This window comes from Alteraurantiacibacter lauratis (genome assembly GCF_037154155.1).
In the GTDB taxonomy this organism is placed as follows: Bacteria; Pseudomonadota; Alphaproteobacteria; order Sphingomonadales; family Sphingomonadaceae; genus Alteraurantiacibacter; species Alteraurantiacibacter lauratis.
Genome location: NZ_JBANRN010000013.1, coordinates 1 through 17,974, shown reverse-complemented (window position 1 = coordinate 17,974; position 17,974 = coordinate 1). Strand labels below are relative to the sequence as shown.

The 17,974-nt window shown below is 65.1% G+C and carries 19 protein-coding genes; 12 read left to right on the top strand and 7 right to left on the bottom strand.

What is annotated here, in order from left to right; translation table 11 throughout:
- The 6 genes from WFP39_RS11985 to WFP39_RS11960 all read left to right on the top strand — a co-directional run bounded on the left by WFP39_RS11985 (position 1) and on the right by WFP39_RS11960 (position 4,672).
- The gene (locus tag WFP39_RS11985; RefSeq protein WP_336919900.1) at positions 1-1,557 is read left to right on the top strand and encodes a sensor histidine kinase; all 1,557 of its coding nucleotides are present in this window, start codon (positions 1-3) and stop codon (positions 1,555-1,557) included.
- The gene (locus tag WFP39_RS11980) at positions 1,554-1,979 is read left to right on the top strand and encodes an HPr kinase/phosphorylase (protein ID WP_336919898.1); all 426 of its coding nucleotides are present in this window, start codon (positions 1,554-1,556) and stop codon (positions 1,977-1,979) included. The genes WFP39_RS11985 and WFP39_RS11980 overlap by 4 nt, the downstream gene beginning before the upstream one ends.
- A 76-nt stretch (positions 1,980-2,055) precedes the next feature.
- Positions 2,056-3,015: an RNase adapter RapZ gene (gene rapZ, locus WFP39_RS11975; RefSeq protein WP_336919896.1), complete on the top strand. Its 960-nt coding sequence runs from the start codon at positions 2,056-2,058 to the stop codon at positions 3,013-3,015.
- 122 nt (positions 3,016-3,137) lie between these two features.
- Positions 3,138-3,542 carry a PTS sugar transporter subunit IIA gene (locus WFP39_RS11970; RefSeq protein WP_336919895.1) on the top strand — a complete coding sequence of 135 codons (405 nt, stop codon included), beginning with the start codon at positions 3,138-3,140 and terminating at the stop codon, positions 3,540-3,542.
- 44 nt (positions 3,543-3,586) lie between these two features.
- Complete coding sequence (locus tag WFP39_RS11965) at positions 3,587-3,865, top strand: HPr family phosphocarrier protein (protein WP_336920016.1); 279 nt, start codon at positions 3,587-3,589, stop codon at positions 3,863-3,865.
- Positions 3,866-3,871: 6 nt separating this feature from the next.
- Entirely contained in the window at positions 3,872-4,672 is an 801-nt protein-coding gene (locus WFP39_RS11960; RefSeq protein WP_336919893.1) for a TrmH family RNA methyltransferase, read from the top strand.
- Here WFP39_RS11960 and WFP39_RS11955 read toward each other — a convergent pair.
- The gene (locus WFP39_RS11955; protein WP_336919892.1) at positions 4,669-5,406 is read right to left on the bottom strand and encodes a hypothetical protein; all 738 of its coding nucleotides are present in this window, start codon (positions 5,404-5,406) and stop codon (positions 4,669-4,671) included. The two genes, WFP39_RS11960 and WFP39_RS11955, sit on opposite strands and share 4 nt — an antisense overlap.
- Before the next feature lie 5 nt (positions 5,407-5,411).
- Positions 5,412-6,830 carry a DNA recombination protein RmuC gene (locus tag WFP39_RS11950; protein WP_336920015.1) on the bottom strand — a complete coding sequence of 473 codons (1,419 nt, stop codon included), beginning with the start codon at positions 6,828-6,830 and terminating at the stop codon, positions 5,412-5,414.
- Positions 6,831-7,075: 245 nt separating this feature from the next.
- Here WFP39_RS11950 and WFP39_RS11945 point away from each other — a divergent pair, with 245 nt between their 5' ends.
- Positions 7,076-8,740, top strand: a complete 1,665-nt coding sequence (locus tag WFP39_RS11945; protein WP_336919890.1) for a formate--tetrahydrofolate ligase — start codon at positions 7,076-7,078, stop codon at positions 8,738-8,740.
- Between the two features lie 105 nt (positions 8,741-8,845).
- On the opposite strand, the gene def is transcribed toward WFP39_RS11945, so the two are convergent.
- Positions 8,846-9,412: a peptide deformylase gene (gene def / locus WFP39_RS11940; RefSeq protein WP_336919889.1), complete on the bottom strand. Its 567-nt coding sequence runs from the start codon at positions 9,410-9,412 to the stop codon at positions 8,846-8,848.
- 51 nt (positions 9,413-9,463) lie between these two features.
- A complete protein-coding gene (gene recR, locus WFP39_RS11935) occupies positions 9,464-10,060 on the bottom strand; it encodes a recombination mediator RecR (RefSeq protein ID WP_336919888.1) in 597 nt (198 codons plus the stop codon).
- A gap of 55 nt (positions 10,061-10,115) precedes the next feature.
- Between recR and fmt the strand changes: the two genes are divergently transcribed.
- Both fmt and truA read left to right on the top strand, forming a co-directional pair.
- The gene (gene fmt / locus WFP39_RS11930; protein ID WP_336920014.1) at positions 10,116-11,018 is read left to right on the top strand and encodes a methionyl-tRNA formyltransferase; all 903 of its coding nucleotides are present in this window, start codon (positions 10,116-10,118) and stop codon (positions 11,016-11,018) included.
- Positions 11,015-11,758, top strand: a complete 744-nt coding sequence (truA, locus tag WFP39_RS11925; protein ID WP_336919887.1) for a tRNA pseudouridine(38-40) synthase TruA — start codon at positions 11,015-11,017, stop codon at positions 11,756-11,758. Before fmt ends, truA begins: the two co-directional genes overlap by 4 nt.
- Positions 11,759-11,761: 3 nt before the next feature.
- On the opposite strand, the gene WFP39_RS11920 is transcribed toward truA, so the two are convergent.
- Complete coding sequence (locus tag WFP39_RS11920; protein ID WP_377923265.1) at positions 11,762-13,921, bottom strand: transglycosylase domain-containing protein; 2,160 nt, start codon at positions 13,919-13,921, stop codon at positions 11,762-11,764.
- A 173-nt stretch (positions 13,922-14,094) separates the two neighbouring features.
- Between WFP39_RS11920 and WFP39_RS11915 the strand changes: the two genes are divergently transcribed.
- From WFP39_RS11915 to WFP39_RS11905, 3 genes are read left to right on the top strand one after another with little or no spacing between them, the layout of a single operon-like run.
- Complete coding sequence (locus tag WFP39_RS11915; RefSeq protein WP_336919885.1) at positions 14,095-14,484, top strand: DUF6152 family protein; 390 nt, start codon at positions 14,095-14,097, stop codon at positions 14,482-14,484.
- Positions 14,481-15,272, top strand: coding sequence for a hypothetical protein (locus tag WFP39_RS11910; RefSeq protein ID WP_336919884.1), 792 nt, complete (start codon positions 14,481-14,483; stop codon positions 15,270-15,272). Before WFP39_RS11915 ends, WFP39_RS11910 begins: the two co-directional genes overlap by 4 nt.
- Before the next feature lie 13 nt (positions 15,273-15,285).
- Positions 15,286-16,281: an SMP-30/gluconolactonase/LRE family protein gene (locus tag WFP39_RS11905; protein ID WP_336919883.1), complete on the top strand. Its 996-nt coding sequence runs from the start codon at positions 15,286-15,288 to the stop codon at positions 16,279-16,281.
- A 41-nt stretch (positions 16,282-16,322) separates the two neighbouring features.
- On the opposite strand, the gene WFP39_RS11900 is transcribed toward WFP39_RS11905, so the two are convergent.
- Together WFP39_RS11900 and cobS are read right to left on the bottom strand one after the other, a co-directional pair.
- Positions 16,323-16,628 (bottom strand): PilZ domain-containing protein, encoded by a 306-nt coding sequence (locus tag WFP39_RS11900; protein WP_336919881.1) that lies wholly within the window; start codon positions 16,626-16,628, stop codon positions 16,323-16,325.
- Between the two features lie 125 nt (positions 16,629-16,753).
- Positions 16,754-17,737 carry a cobaltochelatase subunit CobS gene (gene cobS, locus WFP39_RS11895; protein ID WP_336919880.1) on the bottom strand — a complete coding sequence of 328 codons (984 nt, stop codon included), beginning with the start codon at positions 17,735-17,737 and terminating at the stop codon, positions 16,754-16,756.
- Between the last annotated feature and the right edge of the window lie 237 nt (positions 17,738-17,974).

The window sequence follows — 17,974 nt, the reverse complement described above, 5'->3', positions numbered from 1 at the left end:
ATGACGCGCGAGGAGCTGAAGGCCGGGCGGCTGGAGCGGCTGGCCTTTCCGTTCGGCCAATCGCTGACCGCGCGCATCCTGGCGGTGAACCTGATCCCGCTGCTGGTGCTGGCGGGCGGGCTGTTCTTCCTCGATTCCTACCGCCGCCAATTGCTCGACGAACGCTACAAGCTGGCCCGGATCGAGGCGCAGATCACCGCCGAGGCGCTGGCGGGCGCCACCCGCGCGCGGCAGGAAGCGTTGCTGATCCAGATCGGCAAGGAACAGCGGATGCGCCTGCGCATGTACGATGCCGAAGGGCGGCTATGGGCCGACAGCTTCGTGCTGGCCGAACCCAGCTTCCGCTTCGACGATCCCGTCGCCGAGCCGTTTCTGGAGGATTTCGCCCGCTGGACCGACCGCGCGGTGAACTTCGCTGTGGGTGCGCCCGCCCCGCCCCGCTATGTCGAACCTGCCAGCCAGGATGCCGATGCCTGGCCCGAACTGGTGCGCGCGCGCGAACAGGTGCGCACGCAGATCGAACTGAGGCTGGCGCCTGACGACACCCCGGTCATCAACGCGGCAGCCCCGGTCGGCATCAACGGCGCCACGCTGCTGACCACGCGCAACGCCGCCGACATCACGCAATCGGTGCGCAATGCCCGCACGCAATTGCTCACCATCATTGCCTGGGCGCTGCTCGTCTCGATCATTCTCTCGCTCTACCTTGCCAGCACGATCATCCAGCCGCTGCGCCGGCTGGTGCGCGCGGCCATTCTGGTGCGTTCGGGACGCGAACGCGATGTCGAAGTGCCCCGAATGCCCGAACGCGGCGACGAGATCGGTGTGCTGGCGCGCGCCGTGTCCGACATGACCGCGACCTTGCGCCACCGGATCGATGCAGTGGAAAGCTTTGCCGCCGATGTGGCGCACGAGATCAAGAACCCGCTTGCGTCTCTGCGCAGCGCCATCGAAAGCCTGCCCAAGGTCAAGGACGAGGCTCTGCGCACCCAACTGATCGATATCGCCGCGCATGATGTGCAGCGCATCGACCGGCTGGTGACCGACATTTCCGAAGCCAGCCGCGTCGACGCCGAAATCAGCCGTGCCCGCTTTGAACCGGTGGATATGGCCGCGCTGTTCGCCAATCTGATCGCCGCGCGCGAGGACCGCTGCGCCAAGGCCGGGCGCACCATCCGCCTTGAGGCGGACAGGGGCAGCCACACGGTGATGGGCGTTCCGCTGCGGCTGGAGAGGATCGCCGAAAACCTGCTCGACAATGCGGTGTCCTTCTCTCCGCCGGGCGGCGAAGTTCTGGTGCAAGTCACCCGCCGGGGCGACCGGATTCTTGCCAGCGTTGCCGATCAAGGGCCAGGCATTGCACCCGACAAGCGCGAGCTGGTGTTCCGCCGTTTCCATTCCGACCGGCCGGAGGGCGAGAGCTTCGGCAACCATTCCGGTCTTGGCCTTGCCATTGCCCGCACCATTGCCGAGGCGCATGGCGGCACGCTGTTTGTCGATGATCCGCTGCCGGGACAAACCGGCGCGCGGCTGGTGCTGGACTTGCCCGCGGCATGAGCGCGATCGAAGTGCGGCAGGCGGGCTGCGTAGTGGTAAACGGCATTGCCGTGCTGATCGAAGGTGCATCGGGCACCGGCAAATCCGCGCTGGCGCTGGCGCTGATCGACCGGGGAGCGGCCCTTGTCGGGGATGACGGGGTGACGTTGCGCCTGCGCGATGGCCGCCTCTGGGCCAGCCCTCCGCCGCATACCGCCGGCCTGATCGAGATCCGCAATGTGGGTATTGCCCGCCTGCCGGTTGCCGAAGGGCCGGTGGGCCTGGTCCTGCGGCTGGACGCCGCCGCGCCACGCTATGTCGAGGAGCCTGAGGCCGACACGCTGCTGGGCGTATCCGTGCCATGCCTCAGCCTCTTTCCCGATGCCGCCGCGCTGCCGCTGCGCGCCGAATGGGCGGTGCGGCTTTACGCCCGGCGGGCCTAGATCGCGCACGGGCCACAAGGCCATCCCCACCATAGCCACTTCACTTTTTCGCGCGGCAAGGGCAGAGGCATGGGCGATGGCCAGCAAACCGCCACAGACTCGGCCCGACACGGATGGCAATTCCGGCACCAGTTCCGGCAGCGTCAGCACGCGGCAGCGCATCCTGCTGGTCACCGGGATGCTGGGTGCGGGCAAGACCACCGCGCTGCGCGAGCTGGAGGATCTGGGCTGGGAAGCAATCGACAATTTGCCGATCCAGCTGATTGAGAAGCTGCTCGATCCCGCGGCGCGCTCCTATCCCATGGCCTTCGGTTTCGATTGCCGCACGCGCGGGTTTGAACCGGGCGGCATCATCGAACTGGTCAAGCATCTGGCCGCGCGCCCCGATCTGGAACTGACCACTCTTTTCCTTGATTGCGCGGGGGCAGAGCTGGCACGCCGGTTTGACGAAACACGGCGGCGGCATTTCCTGGCGCAGGATATGCCCGTGCCGCAGGGCATCAAGGCGGAACGCGAACTGCTCAGCCCCCTGCGGCGCTGGGCCGATGTGCTGATCGACACCACCGATTTTACCGTCAACGACCTCAAGCAACGCATCCGCGAACAATTCGGCCAGAGCGCGCCCGCCGCACTGACGGTGATCGTCTCCAGCTTTGGCTATTCGCGCGGGATGCCGCCCGCAGCCGATCTGGTGTTTGATATGCGCTTTCTGGAAAACCCGCACTGGGCGCCGGGCCTCAAGGAACTGACTGGGCTGGATGCCCCGGTTGCCGACTATATCGCCGCCAACCCGGTCTTTGCCTCGGCCTTTGGCAAGATAAGCGACCTGGTGCTGGAACTGCTCCCGCATTATGCGGCGCAGGGCAAAACCTATGTCAACATCGCCTTTGGCTGCACCGGCGGGCGGCACCGCTCGGTCTATTCGGCGCAGGCAATGGCAGAAGTCTTGCGCGAGGCGGGCTTTTCGCCCACTGTGTTGCACCGCAATATGGGCTCGCGCGCGGCCGAGCTGGTCGAAGGGTCGCAGGCAATATGACGGGATTTGGCACCTGCGCCACCAAGAGGGTGACACCACCATGATTTTGCCGCGATCGGCAGATATCCGCGAAATGTGACAGCTTTATCTCCCATTTTCCCCACTACGAGTTGCACGCAAGCATGATTGGCATGATTCTGGTAACCCATGGCCGGCTGGCCGAGGAATTCGTCAACGCCATGGAACACGTGGTGGGCGCGCAGGCGGATGTCGCCACGGTCTGCATTGGCCCGAATGACGATATGGAGCAGCGGCGCGAGGAAATTGCGGCTGCGATCGATCTGGTGGATACCGGGCAAGGCGCGGTGATCCTGACCGATCTGTTTGGCGGGACGCCCTCCAACCTTGCCATCTCGCTGCTCGAACGCGGCCGCACCGAGGTGATCGCGGGGATCAACCTGCCCATGCTGATCCGGCTGGCGGGTGCGCGCAAGGAGCTCGATCTCCCTCACGCGGCCGCCGCCGCGCGCGATGCCGGGCGCAATTACATCACGCTGGCTTCCGAATTTCTCGGACAGGATGCATAAGGCAACCAGACGGCTCCACAGCCGCGCCTTTGGGGGAGGGTAATCTGGCAGTAGCAGCGAAAACCGTTGGCATAGTGAACAAGCGCGGCCTGCACGCCCGCGCCAGCGCCAAGTTCGTGGGCGCGGTGGCGCAAATGGACGGGGTGCGCGTGACCGTTGCGAAGGATGGGCACGAGGCGAACGGCAATTCGATACTGGGACTGATGATGCTTGGCGCAGCAATGGGCGATCAAGTGGAAATCCGCGTGGTCGGGGACGAGGCCGAGGCGCGCCTTGCCGAACTGGTTGCCCTCGTCGAAGACGGTTTTGGCGAAGATAGGTAACGCCGCGTGCGCCGCGAAATAACCGGTTTCTCCAACCCGACCGTCAAGTCGCTGCGCGCCCTGCGCGAGAAAAAGCACCGCAAGGCCGCGCGCCAGTTTCTGGCCGAGGGGTTGCGCCTGCTTACCGATGCACTGGAATGCGGCCATGTGCCGCAAGTGCTGGTGATGAGCAGCGCGCGCGACCCGCATCGCTTGCTGGAAACGCTGGAAGCCGCAGTGTTGGCCGCTGGCGGCGAGGTGATCGAAACGACGCCCGACATCCTTTCCAAGATCACCGGCAAGGACAATCCGCAGGCTGTCGCGGGCGTGTTTGCCGAATTCGATACCTCGATTGAGCGGCTTGATCGCGGTGCCGCGCCGATCTGGCTGGTGGCGCAGGCGCTGCGCGATCCGGGCAATCTGGGAACGATGCTGCGCACCGGGGATGCCGTAGGAGCAGGCGGGCTGATCCTGATCGACGATTGCGCCGATCCCTTCAGCGTGGAGGCGGTGCGCGCCAGCATGGGCGCAGTGTTCACGCAAGCAATCGCGCAGGCCAGTTGGGCGGATTTTCTTCCGTGGCTCCGCGCCGGTTCGGGGCAACTGGTGGCGGCGTCCTTACGCGATGCCATCCCCTATCGCGGCGCACCCTACGCTGCGCCGTGCTTCGTGCTGGTGGGCAACGAATCGCGCGGGCTGCCGGAGGAGTACGAAGCCGCCTGCGACTTGCGCGTGACCATGCCGATGAAGGGCCGCGCCGACAGCCTCAACGCCGCCGTGGCAGCGGCCGTGCTGGCATACGAGGTTCTGGCGCGGCTGGAGCCCTAGTCGCCTGCGATCAGCATGGTGATTTTCCAGCCATCGTCGCCGCGATTGGCGAGCAGGCGGTAATCGATCAGGCTGCGCAGATCGGACATGGCGACGAAGCCCTGTCGGCCGTCGGATGTGATAACCGAGGCAAAGGACGCGCCTTCACCTGGATATTCGCTCACCTCCACACCCTGCCAGCCGACATTCGCCAGCACTTCGGCATCATCCCACGCGCCGGCACGCAGGGGAATATCGCTGCCGATGGCGATATAGGTGGCATAGGGATCGCGCTCGCCGATATCGGCCGCGAAATAATGCGGCATGGTCAGCGAATTGCCATCCGTGCCGGCGGCGCAACCCAGCGGCAGGATCGCTTCCAGTTCTTCCCACAGGCCGTATTCCGGATCGGTCAGCCGCGCGCGGAGGGTGTCGAGCCCGCTCCCACCGCCGAAATCGAGGCCAATGGCCGGATCGGCCAGCGCCAGCAGCGCATAGGTGTCGCGGGCAATCACTGCCTGCGCCAAGGCGCGGCGGAACTCCGGCGCGCCTGCGAGGTTGAGGCAATCGTCCTTCGGCGCAAACTCTCCGGCGGGCGACAGGGCGGTATAGCGGGTCAGCAATTCCTCCGGCGTGCCGGCGGCGGCAGCGGTCTCCTGCGTTGCCATGGCAGAAGGCGGCGCATCCCCTTGGTCGCAAGCAGCCACCAGCAGCAGCAGCGGCAAGGCAAGGGAGAGACGGATGGGGGTTGTCATGGCATTCACTCCTTCGGCGGCAATGCCTGCCCAACGGCGGTGGCTTCATCCCGTTCCGGTGTATGGGACGCATCGGCATCGCCATAGCGGGGCAGCGATTCCACCAACGCGACCTCTTCGATCTCTCGGCTGATTTCCAACCCCTTGTCCGCCATGCGCCGCCCACTGGTGAGCACATTGCGTTCAAAGCTGCTGACGAACTTGTTGTAATTCGCCACCGCCGTTTCCAGCCCGCCGCCCACGCGCTTTAGATGTTCGGCGGCCACGCGCAGGCGGTCATACAGTTCGGCCCCCATGCGGCCGATTTCCTTGGCCTCCTTCGCCATCCTGTCCTGCCGCCAGACCTGCGCCACGGTGCGGGCAATGGCGACGAGGTTGGTGGGCGTGGCGAGCAAGACACCGTTCCGGAAGGCAAAATCCCACAGCTCCGGATCGGTTTCGAGCGCGGCGGCGACGAAATGTTCACCCGGCACGAACATCACCACATAATCGGGCGCTTCCTCGAACTGGTTCTGATAGCCCTTGCTGCCCAGCGTCTGCACATGATTGCGCATCGATTTGGCGTGCAGTTCCAGATGGCGGCGCCGTTCCGCATCGTCATCCGCCTCGAACGCGGCCTGATAGGCGTTGAGCGAGACCTTGGCGTCGATCACCAGCTTTTTCTGGCCCGGAACATGCACGATGGCATCGGGCCGCAGCCGCCCGCCATCGGTTTCCATGGAGTGTTCGAGAATGAAGTCGGTGTGCTGCGACAGGCCGCATTGTTCGAGCACATTCTGCAAGGCCCGTTCGCCCCAGCGGCCACGCGCCTTGGGCGCGTTGGTGAGCGAATTGCCCAGCCGCTGCGCCTCGCGCTTCACCTCCTCCTGCCCCTTGCGCATCTCCTCGATCACGCCCGCAAGCTGGCCAAAGGCATCGACGCGCTTTTCCTCCAGCGTGCGCACCTGCTCCTCGTAAGTCTTGAGCCGTTCGCCCACCGGGGCGAGCAGCGCCTTCAGCTTCTCCTCGCCCTTCTCCTCCGACTGGCGGAAGCGTTCATCGGCGCGTTTGAGGAAATCCTCCTGCGCGCGCGTAAGCACCGCATGGCCTGTGTTCTGGAACTCTTTCAGCAAATCCTCGCGCGCCTGGATGAGAAGCCGCTTCTGTTCCTCAAAATGCGCGGCATTGGCTTCCAGCGTGGCGAGCCGTGCAGCCAGCCCTTCCTTCTCGCCACGCGCCCGGTCCAGATCAGCGGCCAGCGCATCGGCGCGTGCCGCGCGCTCGCTCATCGTCGCCAGATCGACTACCAGCTTCTTCGCCTGCTCCTCCCGTTCAGCCGCGGCAGATTTGAGATCAGCCAGCGGACGGCTTGCGAAAAACCAGCCGAGCGCCGCGCCGATCAACAGGGCGACAAGCACGGCGGCGAGGAGTAACAAGGGATCCATAAACATCCGGCACTATGGGAACGAAAAGGGAACCTAACGCAGGCAGAGCGACCGCACAAGCGCGCTGGCCGCTTATCCCCACCCTGCCTATCGCGCGGCGGACGCACAATCCGCTTGAGAAACGCGCCCGCAAAATTGTATGGGGTGCTTACAAATTCAGATTCGCGAAATTTTCGCGGCTGTGAAATGGACTGGTGAAACTTGTGCGGGACGTCACATCCCGCCAGACACGAGAGGACGCCCCGATGCCCACCGATATCGAGATTGCCCGCCAAGCGACGCTGATCCCCATCACCGAAGTGGCGAAGAACGCCGGTGTGCCCGACGACGCGCTGATCCCCTATGGCAAGTACAAGGCCAAGGTCGACACCGCCGCCCTGCCCACCACGGCAAACGGCAAGCTGATCCTCGTCACCGCAATCAATCCCACCCCAGCGGGCGAAGGCAAGACCACCACGTCGGTCGGCCTGTCGGACGCGCTGCACCGCATCGGCAAGAAGGCGCTGCTGTGCCTGCGCGAACCCAGCCTCGGCCCCTGCTTCGGCGTGAAGGGCGGCGGCGCGGGCGGCGGCAAGAGCCAGGTGATGCCGATGGACGAGATCAACCTGCACTTCACCGGCGATTTCCACGCGATCACCAGCGCGCACAACCTGCTGTCGGCCATGATCGACAACCACATCTACTGGGGCAATTCGCTCGATCTCGACCTGCGCCGCGTCACCTGGCGCCGGGTGATCGACATGAACGACCGCGCGCTGCGCCAGATTGTCGGCCCGCTGGGCGGCGTGTCGAACGGCTTCCCGCGCGAAACTGGTTTCGACATCACCGTCGCGTCCGAAATCATGGCGATCCTGTGCCTCGCCGCTGACCTCGAAGACCTCGAAAAGCGGCTGGGCGACATCATCATCGGCTACCGCCGCGACAAGACCCCGGTCTTCTGCCGCGATGTGAAGGCCGAGCGCGCGATGGCCGTGCTGCTCAAGGACGCGATCCTGCCCAATCTGGTGCAGACGCTGGAAAACCGCCCCGCCTTCCTGCACGGCGGCCCCTTCGCGAACATTGCCCATGGCTGCAACAGCGTGATCGCCACAAAGACCGCGCTGCGCATGGCCGACTATGTCGTGACCGAGGCCGGTTTCGGTGCCGACCTTGGCGCGGAAAAGTTTATGGACATCAAGTGCCGTCTGGCGGGCCTGAAGCCCGATGCGGTGGTGCTGGTCGCCACGGTGCGCGCGCTCAAGATGAATGGCGGCGTGTCCAAGGCTGACCTGACCAAGGGCGAGAACGTGGAAGCCGTGCGCAAGGGTGCAGTGAACCTGAAGCGCCACATCGAAAACCTGAAGAAGTTCGGCATCACGCCGACCATCGCAATCAACCACTTCTATCTTGATACCGATGCCGAACTGGCCGTGATCAAGGAAATGGCCGAAAGCTTCGGCGCGGAAGCCGTGATCTGCAAGCACTGGGCCGAAGGCGGCGCGGGTGCGGAGGAGCTGGCGCGCATCGTGGCGGCCAAGGCCGATGCTGGCGCACCCGATTTCAACCAGCTCTATCCGTCCGAGATGAAGCTGGCCGACAAGATCGAGACCATCTGCACCGAAATCTACCGCGCGGGTTCGGTGACCATTCCCGCCGGCGTCCGCAGCCAGCTGAAGCAGTGGGAAGACATGGGCTATGGCCACCTGCCCATCTGCATGGCCAAGACGCAATATTCCTTCAGCACCGATCCCACCGCGCTGGGCGCGCCGGAAAACCACGACGTGGCGATTCGCGAAGTGCGCCTGTCAGCCGGTGCGGGCTTTGTGGTGGCGATTGCGGGCGAGATCATGACCATGCCGGGCCTGCCCAAGGTGCCGAGTGCGGAAGCAATCTACCTCGACGAAAACGGTCAGATCGAAGGGCTGTTCTAAGCCTTTACCGGATTGCCTGACAGCAAAGGGCCGCTCCAGCAATGGAGCGGCCCTTTCGTTTGCCGTGCAGGGAAAAGTCTCCCTTGTGGGGGAGAAGATTCAACCTCAGGCCGCCTGACGGGCCTTTTGCAGCTTCTTGAGCGCCATCGAGCGCTTGAGGCGGCTGAGATGGTCGATGAACAGCACGCCGTTCAGGTGATCCATCTCGTGCTGGATGCACACCGCCATCAGGCCGTCCATCGCCTCCTCATGCACATTGCCGTCAAGGTCTTGCCAGCGCACGCGGCATGTCGCGGGCCTGTCCACATCGGCATAGATATCGGGCACCGAGAGGCACCCTTCCTGATAGCTCTTGGTTTCGGCCGAAGGATCGAGGATTTCCGGGTTCACGAACACGCGCGGTTCGCGCTTGGTCGGTTGGTGATGATGGTGATGGCCATCATGATCACAGGGCTCCGGCTCGGCATCAGGGTCTTCCGGCTGGAGGTCGATCACCAGCAGGCGCAGCGGCACGCCCACCTGAATCGCGGCAAGGCCGATGCCATTGGCGGCATACATCGTCTCGAACATGTCATCGACTAGGACCTTGAGCTGTTCGTCAAACGTGTCGACGGGCTTGGAGACGGTTTTCAGGCGCGGATCGGGCGCTTCGAGGATTTCTAGGATGGCCATGACCATCATTTAGTAGCGGATGGGCGCGCTCGCAAGGCTCCCCCGCCCTGCCTAACCCACCGGCCGCCGCGCCCGCAGCGCCTGCGCCAGCGTCCCTTCGTCGAGGTAATCCAGCTCGCCACCCACCGGCAGGCCATGTGCCAGTTGGGTTATCCGCACGGGATAGACCTCCAGCCGCTCGGCAAGGTAATGCGCGGTCGTCTGCCCTTCCAGCGTGGCGTTCATCGCCAGCACCACCTCGTCCACGCCGCCTTGTGCAACGCGAGCCAGCAGCCGGTCGATGGTGAGGTCTTCGGGCCGCACGCCGTCCAGCGCCGACAGCCTTCCGCCCAGCACATGGTAGCGACCGGTGAACAGCTTTGCCCGGTCGAGCGCCCAGAGGTCTGCCACATCCTCCACGACGCAAAGCGAACGGGCATCGCGGCGCGGATCGGTGCAGATCGCGCAGGGGCTTTGCGTGTCAACATTGCCGCAAGTGGGACATTCGGCCAGCCGGTCACGCACGGCAACCAGCGCCTCGATCACCTGCAGCAGCGCGGTTTCGCGCCGCTTGACCAGCCACAGCACCGCGCGCCGGGCAGAGCGCGGGCCAAGGCCGGGCAATTTTGCCAGCGCTGATGCCAGCGTCTCGATCTCTTGCGATGCCATGGGCAGACAGATAGGGCGAGGCCCAAGGAAAGGCAAAGACCGCCCCATGCAAAAATTGCGCATCATCTATATGGGAACCCCCGATTTCGCGGTGCCCGCTTTGCGCGCGCTGGTCGCGGCGGGGCATGATGTCATCTGCGCCTATACCCAGCCCCCGCGCCCCGGCGGGCGGCGCGGCAAGGAATTGACGCCTACCCCGGTGCACAAGGCGGCAAAGGCGCTGGGCATTCCGGTGCGCCATCCCGCCAGCCTGAAAGGCGCGGCGGAGCAGGCCGAATTTGCCGCCCTTGATGCCGATATTGCGGTGGTGGCCGCCTATGGCCTGATCCTGCCGCAGGCGGTGCTCGATGCGCCGCGGCTGGGCTGCGTGAACATCCATGCCAGCTTGCTGCCCCGCTGGCGGGGCGCGGCCCCGGTGCAGCGCGCGATTCTGGCGGGTGATGCGGAAACGGGGGTTGGCATCATGCAGATGGAAGCTGGCCTCGATACCGGGCCGGTGCGGGCCGAAGCGCGCACGAGCGTGGATGGCAAGACTTGCGCAGAGTTGACCGCCGAATTGGCCGAAATGGGCGCCGCGCTGGTGGTGCAAGTGCTGGCGGATTTCGAAGGCTACCCGGCCCATCCCCAGCCAGCCGAGGGGGTTACCTATGCGCACAAGATAGAAAAAGCGGAAACCCGGCTCGATTTCCGCCATTCCGCCGCGCAGGTGGAACGGCAGGTGCGCGCGTTCCATCCCGCCGCCTGGTTCGAATGGCAGGGCGAGCGTTTCCGCGTTCTTGCCGCCGATATTGTAGAGGGGGCGGGCGAACCCGGCACCGTGATGGACGCAGCGCTCACCACCGCCTGCGGCACTGGCGCAATCCGGCCCACGATTGTGCAACGCGCCGGGCGGCCCGCCATGCCCACCGCCGACCTGCTGCGCGGCTTTCCCATTCCCGCCGGGACGCGCCTCCATTGACCCGCTTTGCCCTCACGCTCGAATTTGACGGCGGCCCGTTCATGGGCCTGCAACGGCAGGACCACGGCCCAAGCGTGCAGCAGGCGGTCGAGGAAGCGGCTTTCCGTGTGACGGGGGAGGATGTGCGGATGCATGCCGCCGGGCGCACCGACAGCGGGGTGCACGCGCTGGGCATGGTGGCGCATATCGATGTTGAAAAGCCGTTTGACCCTTTCCGCCTGATGGAAGCGCTCAATTACCATCTGAAGCCCGATCCGGTGGCGGTGCTGGCCTGCGAGGTGAAGCCGGACGACTGGCACGCGCGCTTTTCCTGCATTGGCCGGGCCTATGAATACCGCATCGTCAACCGCCGCGCGCCGCTGACGCTGGAGAAAGGCAAGGCGTGGGCTGTTACCCGCCCGCTCGATGCAAAGGCGATGCACCAGGCCGCGCAAAGCCTTGTCGGGCGGCACGATTTCACCACTTTCCGGTCCGTCCACTGCCAGTCGCAAAGCCCGGTAAAGACGCTCGACCGGCTCGATGTCAGCCGCGAGGGGGAGCAGGTGATCGTGCGGGCCGAGGCGCGCAGTTTCCTGCATCATCAGGTGCGCAGCATGGTCGGCACGCTGGTGCTGGTGGGGCTGGGTCAATGGCGCGTGGAGCAGGTGGCCGAGGCGCTCCACGCGCGGGATCGCACGGCCCTGGGCCTCAACGCCCCGCCCGATGGGCTGTATTTCGTACGCGCCGTTTATCCCGATTAGAGGCTAGGGCGGCGGCGGGGGCGACGCCGGCGGCGGCTGGCCGCTGGGGGTCACAGTCACCCCGTTGCCGTCCACCCGAATATCCAACCCCACGCCTTCCACGCTGGTCGAAACGGTGGCGCCCTGCCCGTCCACGCTGAGGCGCGTCTGCCCGTCCCCGGTCAGCGGAATATCCTCCAGCCCTTGCACATCGAGCGGCTGCACCGGCCCGCCGGGATCTTCCGATGCGGTGGGGCGCGGTGCGGGCCGGGTCCGTTCGCCCAGCGCACTGGCCATGAAATCGCGCCAAATGCGCGCGGGCAGGCCGCCGCCGGTCAGGCCGCGAATGGGGGAATTGTCGTCATTGCCGATCCACACGCCCACCACCAGCCGGTCCGCCCCCTCGCCCGCATAGCCCACGAACAGCGCGTCGCGGCTGTCCTGCGTGGTGCCGGTCTTGCCGAAATTGGCACTGCGCAGCATTGCTGCGCGGCCCGTGCCGCGGTTGATCGCCTGTCGCAGCATCGCCTCGATATCACCGTGCACGCGTGTGGAAAAACTGTCTGGACCGTCAAACAGCCAGTCCCACCAGCTTTGTTCCGGGCGCGCCAGCGCGTGCGGCTCCACCGGATAGGCATTGCCCGCAATCCCGGCATAGGCGGCCACCAGTTCCATCAGCGTCATTGTGGACGTGCCCAGCGCGAGACTGGGATCGCCCCGGTCGAGCGGAGATGTGACGCCCAGCGCGCGCGCCATGTCGATCACCGCATCATCGCCCACCTGCGCCTGCAGGCGAACGGCGGCGACATTCGAACTTTGCGCAAAGGCATCGGCCAGCGTAATCTGCTCGGAATAACGCCCATTGGCGTTGCGCGGGCGGTAGGAACCCTCCACAATCTCCGCATTGGAAATGACATCGTCAGGCCGCCAGCCTGCTTCCAGCGCGGCGAGATAGACAAACAGCTTGAAGGTCGATCCGACCTGCCGCCGCGCCTGCGTGGCGCGGTTGAATGGTGACTTGGCGTAATCGGTCCCGCCAATCATCGCCACCACCTCGCCATTGGGACGCATCGCCACCAGCGCCACCTGCGCCCCGCGCAAGGGTGCGCGCTGCACCGCCTGCCGGGCAATGTTCTGGAGCCGCGAATCGAGCGTCGTCGTCAGCGTCTGGCTGATATAACCCACCTCGCTGCGCGCCCGCGCCTCCGGCAGCGCCCAGTCGGCAAAATAGGTGCCGGTGGGCAGATTGTCGCGGCTGCGTCGCACATCGAGCCTTGGCACCGGCATGGCGTCAGCCTGTTCCTGCGTCAGATAGCCGGCCGCCACCATGGCCCCCCGCACCAGCGCCATGCGCCGCGCTGCCGCATCGGGATTGCGCGTGGGGGCAAGACGGCTGGGCGCCTGCAACAGCCCCGCCAGCATGGCTGCCTGTTCGGGCCGCAGGTTTTCGGGCTGGCGGTAGAAATAGTGCAAGGACGCGGCGCGCAGGCCATAGGTGTTGTCGCCGAAATAGGCGTTGGACAGATATCTTTCGAGAATCTCATCCTTGGTCAGCCATGCCTCCAGCCAGAAGGCGATCAGCATTTCGCGCGCCTTGCGCGTCAGCGTCTGTTCGGGAGTGAGGAAGGTGAACTTGGCCAGTTGCTGCGTGATCGTGGAACCGCCGCCCACCCCGGTCAGCGCCGCGCGCGCAATACCGCGCGGATCGACGCCCCAATGGCTGTAAAAGCGCCGGTCCTCGATGGCGAGGAAGGGCTGTATGACATGCGGGGGCAGCTTGGCCACCTCCACCGGTTCGTCCACAATCGCGCCGCTGCGCGCAATCGGTGTGCCGTCGCTGGCGAGCAGAGTGATCTGCGGCGGGGCGATGGGTTGCAGCGATTTTGACAGCGGCGCGGTGATCGCCAGATAGCCGACCAGCAGGATGAAGGCGAAAAGCACGCCCGCCACGCCGCGCACGATCCACCAGCGCAGGGGACGCCCGTGCCAGAACCGTCCGGTTTGCGGCGCAGCGGCGGATGTCGCAGCGCCTTCGGGCAAGGGCCATGCCGCGCCTGTCTCCTCGCCCGCATATTGCGGATGCCAGGGCGCGCTTTCCAATACGGAAGTTTCGGCAGCCACGGCTGATCTGTCCGCCTTCGCAGAGCGATCAGGCTGCCTGAAAATTGCGCGAAGCCACCTCATTCTGCACACTGTATTACCCCATCAATACAGCATTGGGTAGTCCCAATCGGCCACCCTGCGCCGCCATCCCACGTGCGATTGAAAAAGGCGTTTGCGCTTGCGCCCGCGCTGGCGTTTAATGCGGGCGACAACATGAGAGGGCACCGGCGAGACAGCCGGGCGGGGAGAGGATAATGCAAAAAAGGTTCGCCCTTGCGGCGGCTTTGGTTTCGAGTCTGTGGGCGATGGTGGCGTTTGCTCCTCCAGTCGAGGCCCACCATTCCTTCGCCATGTTCGACCGCACGCGCGTGGCCACGATCAGCGGCACGGTGCGCGAATTCCAGTGGACCAATCCGCACGCCTATATCCAACTGATCGTGCGCGACGCATCGGGGCACGAGGTGGAATACAGCCTCGAAATGGGCGCGCCCATGTATCTCTATGCGCGCGGCTGGCGTCCGCGCACGCTGCGCCCCGGATCGCAGATCAATGTGCAATACAACCCGCTGCGCAGCGGGGAGCCGGGCGGCGTGGTGCTGGAAGTGACCGATCAGGCGGGCAACCGCGTGGGGACCAACCAGTGAAGACCGCGGCGCTCGCGCTTGCCGCCGCCGCCGCGCTTGTCGCTCTGCCTGTAGCCGCGCAGGAGACCGCCGCTCCGGCCGACCGTGTGGCAGCCTTTGCCGCCTTGCCGTACTGGCCGGGTTACTGGGTGGCGGAAGATCAGGCCGGCACGACCATCACCGGTCTTGCTCCGCTGGCCACCGCGTCCACCGGCAGCTCGTTCTCGGTGCCGATCATGCCGCTGCGCGCCACCGACGCCCGGTGGAACGCGGAAGGGCGCCGGCGGTGGGACGAAGTGCGCCAGAGTGCCGGGGGACGCAAGGCGACCGGCTGGGGCTTTCCGATGATGATGGGCTCGGCCACGCCGCTGCGCTTCCTGATAACGCCCGAAGAAACGATCATCATCAATTTCTACAACGAGGCGCGCTACATCTACACCGATGGCCGGCCCATGCCGCCCGAAGAAGACCTGTGGCCGACCACCTATGGCACCTCGATCGGCCGTTGGGAGGGCGACACGCTGGTGATCGAAACGGTGATGGTAAGCACACCTTCGGACTTTTTCCACGGCTCCCCGCCGTTCAGCGAGAACGCGCGTTATGTGGAGCGCATTCGGCTGGACGGACCAGACCGGCTCACGCTGGAAATGACCGTCACCGATCCCGAAACGCTGGAAGAACCATGGACCGCGCACGCAGCCTGGGTGCGCGACCCCGGTTTTGACCGGCAGATCACGCTCGACTGGACGAACGACCGCACCGGCAATGAGGATGGCCTCAACACCATCGAACTCGCGCCGGTGCAATAGGGGGAAACTGGACATGCCGATCAAAGCCGCGATCATTCCGTTCGCCGCCGCCTGCCTTACGCTGGGTTCGCCTGCGCTGGCGCAGCACCTGGAACCGGGCGAAGTCGCCACCACCATACCCGCCATTCCCGGCGTAATGGCCGCCGGTGCACATTGGCAGACCATCTGGACCGGCCCGATGACCGCCGACGGCATGACCACCGCACCCGATGGCGCGATCCTGTTCGCGCAGGAACAGAGCAACGCCATCTGGCGGCTCTGGCCCGATGGGCGGGCCTTTGTCGAATATCCCTATGTGCTGGGTGCAGGGGCGGTTTCGGTCGATGCGCAGGGGCGCGTGCTGGCGGTGGAACGCGGCTGCACCGATCCCGGCCTTGGCGGCCTCACCTGCTCGCAGCCTTCACGCATCGTGCAACTGGGCGAGACGCGCAGGGTCATTGCCGACGCCTTTGCCGATGGCTCCTCGCTGGGGCGGCTGAACGATCTTCATGCCGATGGGCGTGGCGGTGCCTGGTTCACGCAAGGCGCGCTGTATCACGCCGCCGCCGATGGCACCGTCACCACGGTGGCAACCATGGATGCCTTTGCCAACGGCGTGGTCACCAGTCCCGATGGCCGAACGCTGTATGTGACGGACAGCCGCACCATCCGCGCCTTTGATATCGATTCGGACGGCCGCCCGTCGGGGGCGCGGGTCTTTGCCACGCTCTCGCGCGACACGCAGGGATTTGGCGGGGATGGCATGGCGGTGGACGCGACGGGCCGGCTTTATGTCACGGGCGACGCGGGCATCTATGTCTTTGCGCCCGATGGAACCGAGCTGGGCGTGATCCCCGCGCCGCGCCGCACGATCACGCTGGCCTTTGGCGGGCCGGATCGCCGCCAGCTCTATGTGGGGGCGATGGGCGCATCCACGCCTGCGGGCCTCGCCTGGGCAACGCCGCAAGGCGTGCGCAACGTGGCGATGACGATCTATCGGCTGGATATGGAAGCCAGCGGCCCGCGCTGAGACATCGGCGCTGAGACATCGGCACTGGGCGTCAGGCCAAGTCAGGCCGCCTTTGGCGCGATATTCAGCGTGCGGCGCAGATGGTCGAGCACGGCCTCGTGCAGCGGCTGCTCAAAGGCGATGCCGGCATGGGCATCTTCCACCCACACCACCTCGCCCGGCTGATAGGAAAGACCCGGCAGCTTGACGAGCACCCGGCTGCCCGGTTCCGCCACCGCGCGGCGGCGGTCCACCATGCAGCCGCCATGCGACAGGTCGAGCACTTCGAGTTCCTGTGCACCGCCCGTCGAAAAGCGGATCGTTGCCACCAGTTTTCCGGCAAGATCACCGATGCGGTTGCTGGTCATCGCACAACTCCCCAATGGCGGCCGCAGCAGGAGACTGCGCGCTGTTGAGCTGTTTTTAACCGCAAACGGAAAGCAAAGCCTTAAGAACAGGATTTACGTGAACTTAACCCTGACTTCGGCCTGCATCAGGCCTTGGCCACAACGCTTTCGGGCAATTCTACGCCGAATACGCGCTGATAATATTCCGCCACAAGCATTCGCTCCGCCTCGTCGCACTTGTTGAGGAAAGTGAGGCGGAAGGCAAAGCCCGGATCGTTGAAAATCTTTGTGTTCTCGGCCCAGCTGATCACGGTGCGCGGGCTCATCACGGTGGAAATATCGCCGTTGATGAAGCCTTGCCGCGTCAGATCGGCCACGCGGATCATGTCGGCCACCAGCTTGGGATCGAGATCGGTCTTGGCGCCCACGATCTCGCGCTCGGTTTCCTGCGGCAGATAGTTGAGCGTGGTGACGATGTTCCAGCGGTCCATCTGGCCCTGGTTGATCGCCTGCGTGCCGTGATACAGCCCGCTGGTATCGCCAAGGCCCACCGTGTTCGCGGTGGCGAACAGGCGGAACCACGGGTTCGGCCGGATCACGCGATTCTGGTCGAGCAGGGTCAGCTTGCCCGCCTGTTCCAGCACGCGCTGGATCACGAACATCACGTCCGGGCGGCCTGCATCGTATTCGTCAAACACCAGTGCCACCGGGTGCTGGAGCGCCCAGGGCAGCAGGCCTTCGCGAAACTCGGTCACCTGCAATCCGTCGCGCAGCACGATGGCATCGCGGCCCACCAGATCGATACGGCTGATATGCGCATCAAGATTGATGCGGATGCACGGCCATTTCAGACGCGCGGCCACCTGTTCAATATGCGTCGATTTGCCGGTGCCGTGATAGCCCTGCACCATGACGCGGCGGTTGTGGGCAAAGCCTGCCAGAATCGCCAGCGTGGTATCTGGATCGAAGACATAGGTTTCATCGAGATCAGGCACGCGGTCATCCGCCTGGCTGAAGGCGGGCACCTTCATGTCGATATCGACACCAAAGGTTTCGCGCACGTCGATTTCGGTATCCGGCGCGGCCATCAGCGTGCCGGATTGATCTGCTGTGGTGGTCATGTCGTTCATCTCAGCGGCGTGACTAGGGCGAGAGGATGCGGGCTGCAAGGGTAAAGGCAGCCCTCCTTTGCCAAGGCGCGGCACGCGGCAGCGGAAGTGACAACCGGGCAACACCATGTGATGAATACACTTTGCGTGATAGGCGCCGCTTGTTCGCCGTAGAAAACAGGATTAGGGTCGAGACTCAATCAGAGCCAGAAAGCCACGGCGGCGGCAAGGCATACGGCGGATAGGAAGTTTCTGGCG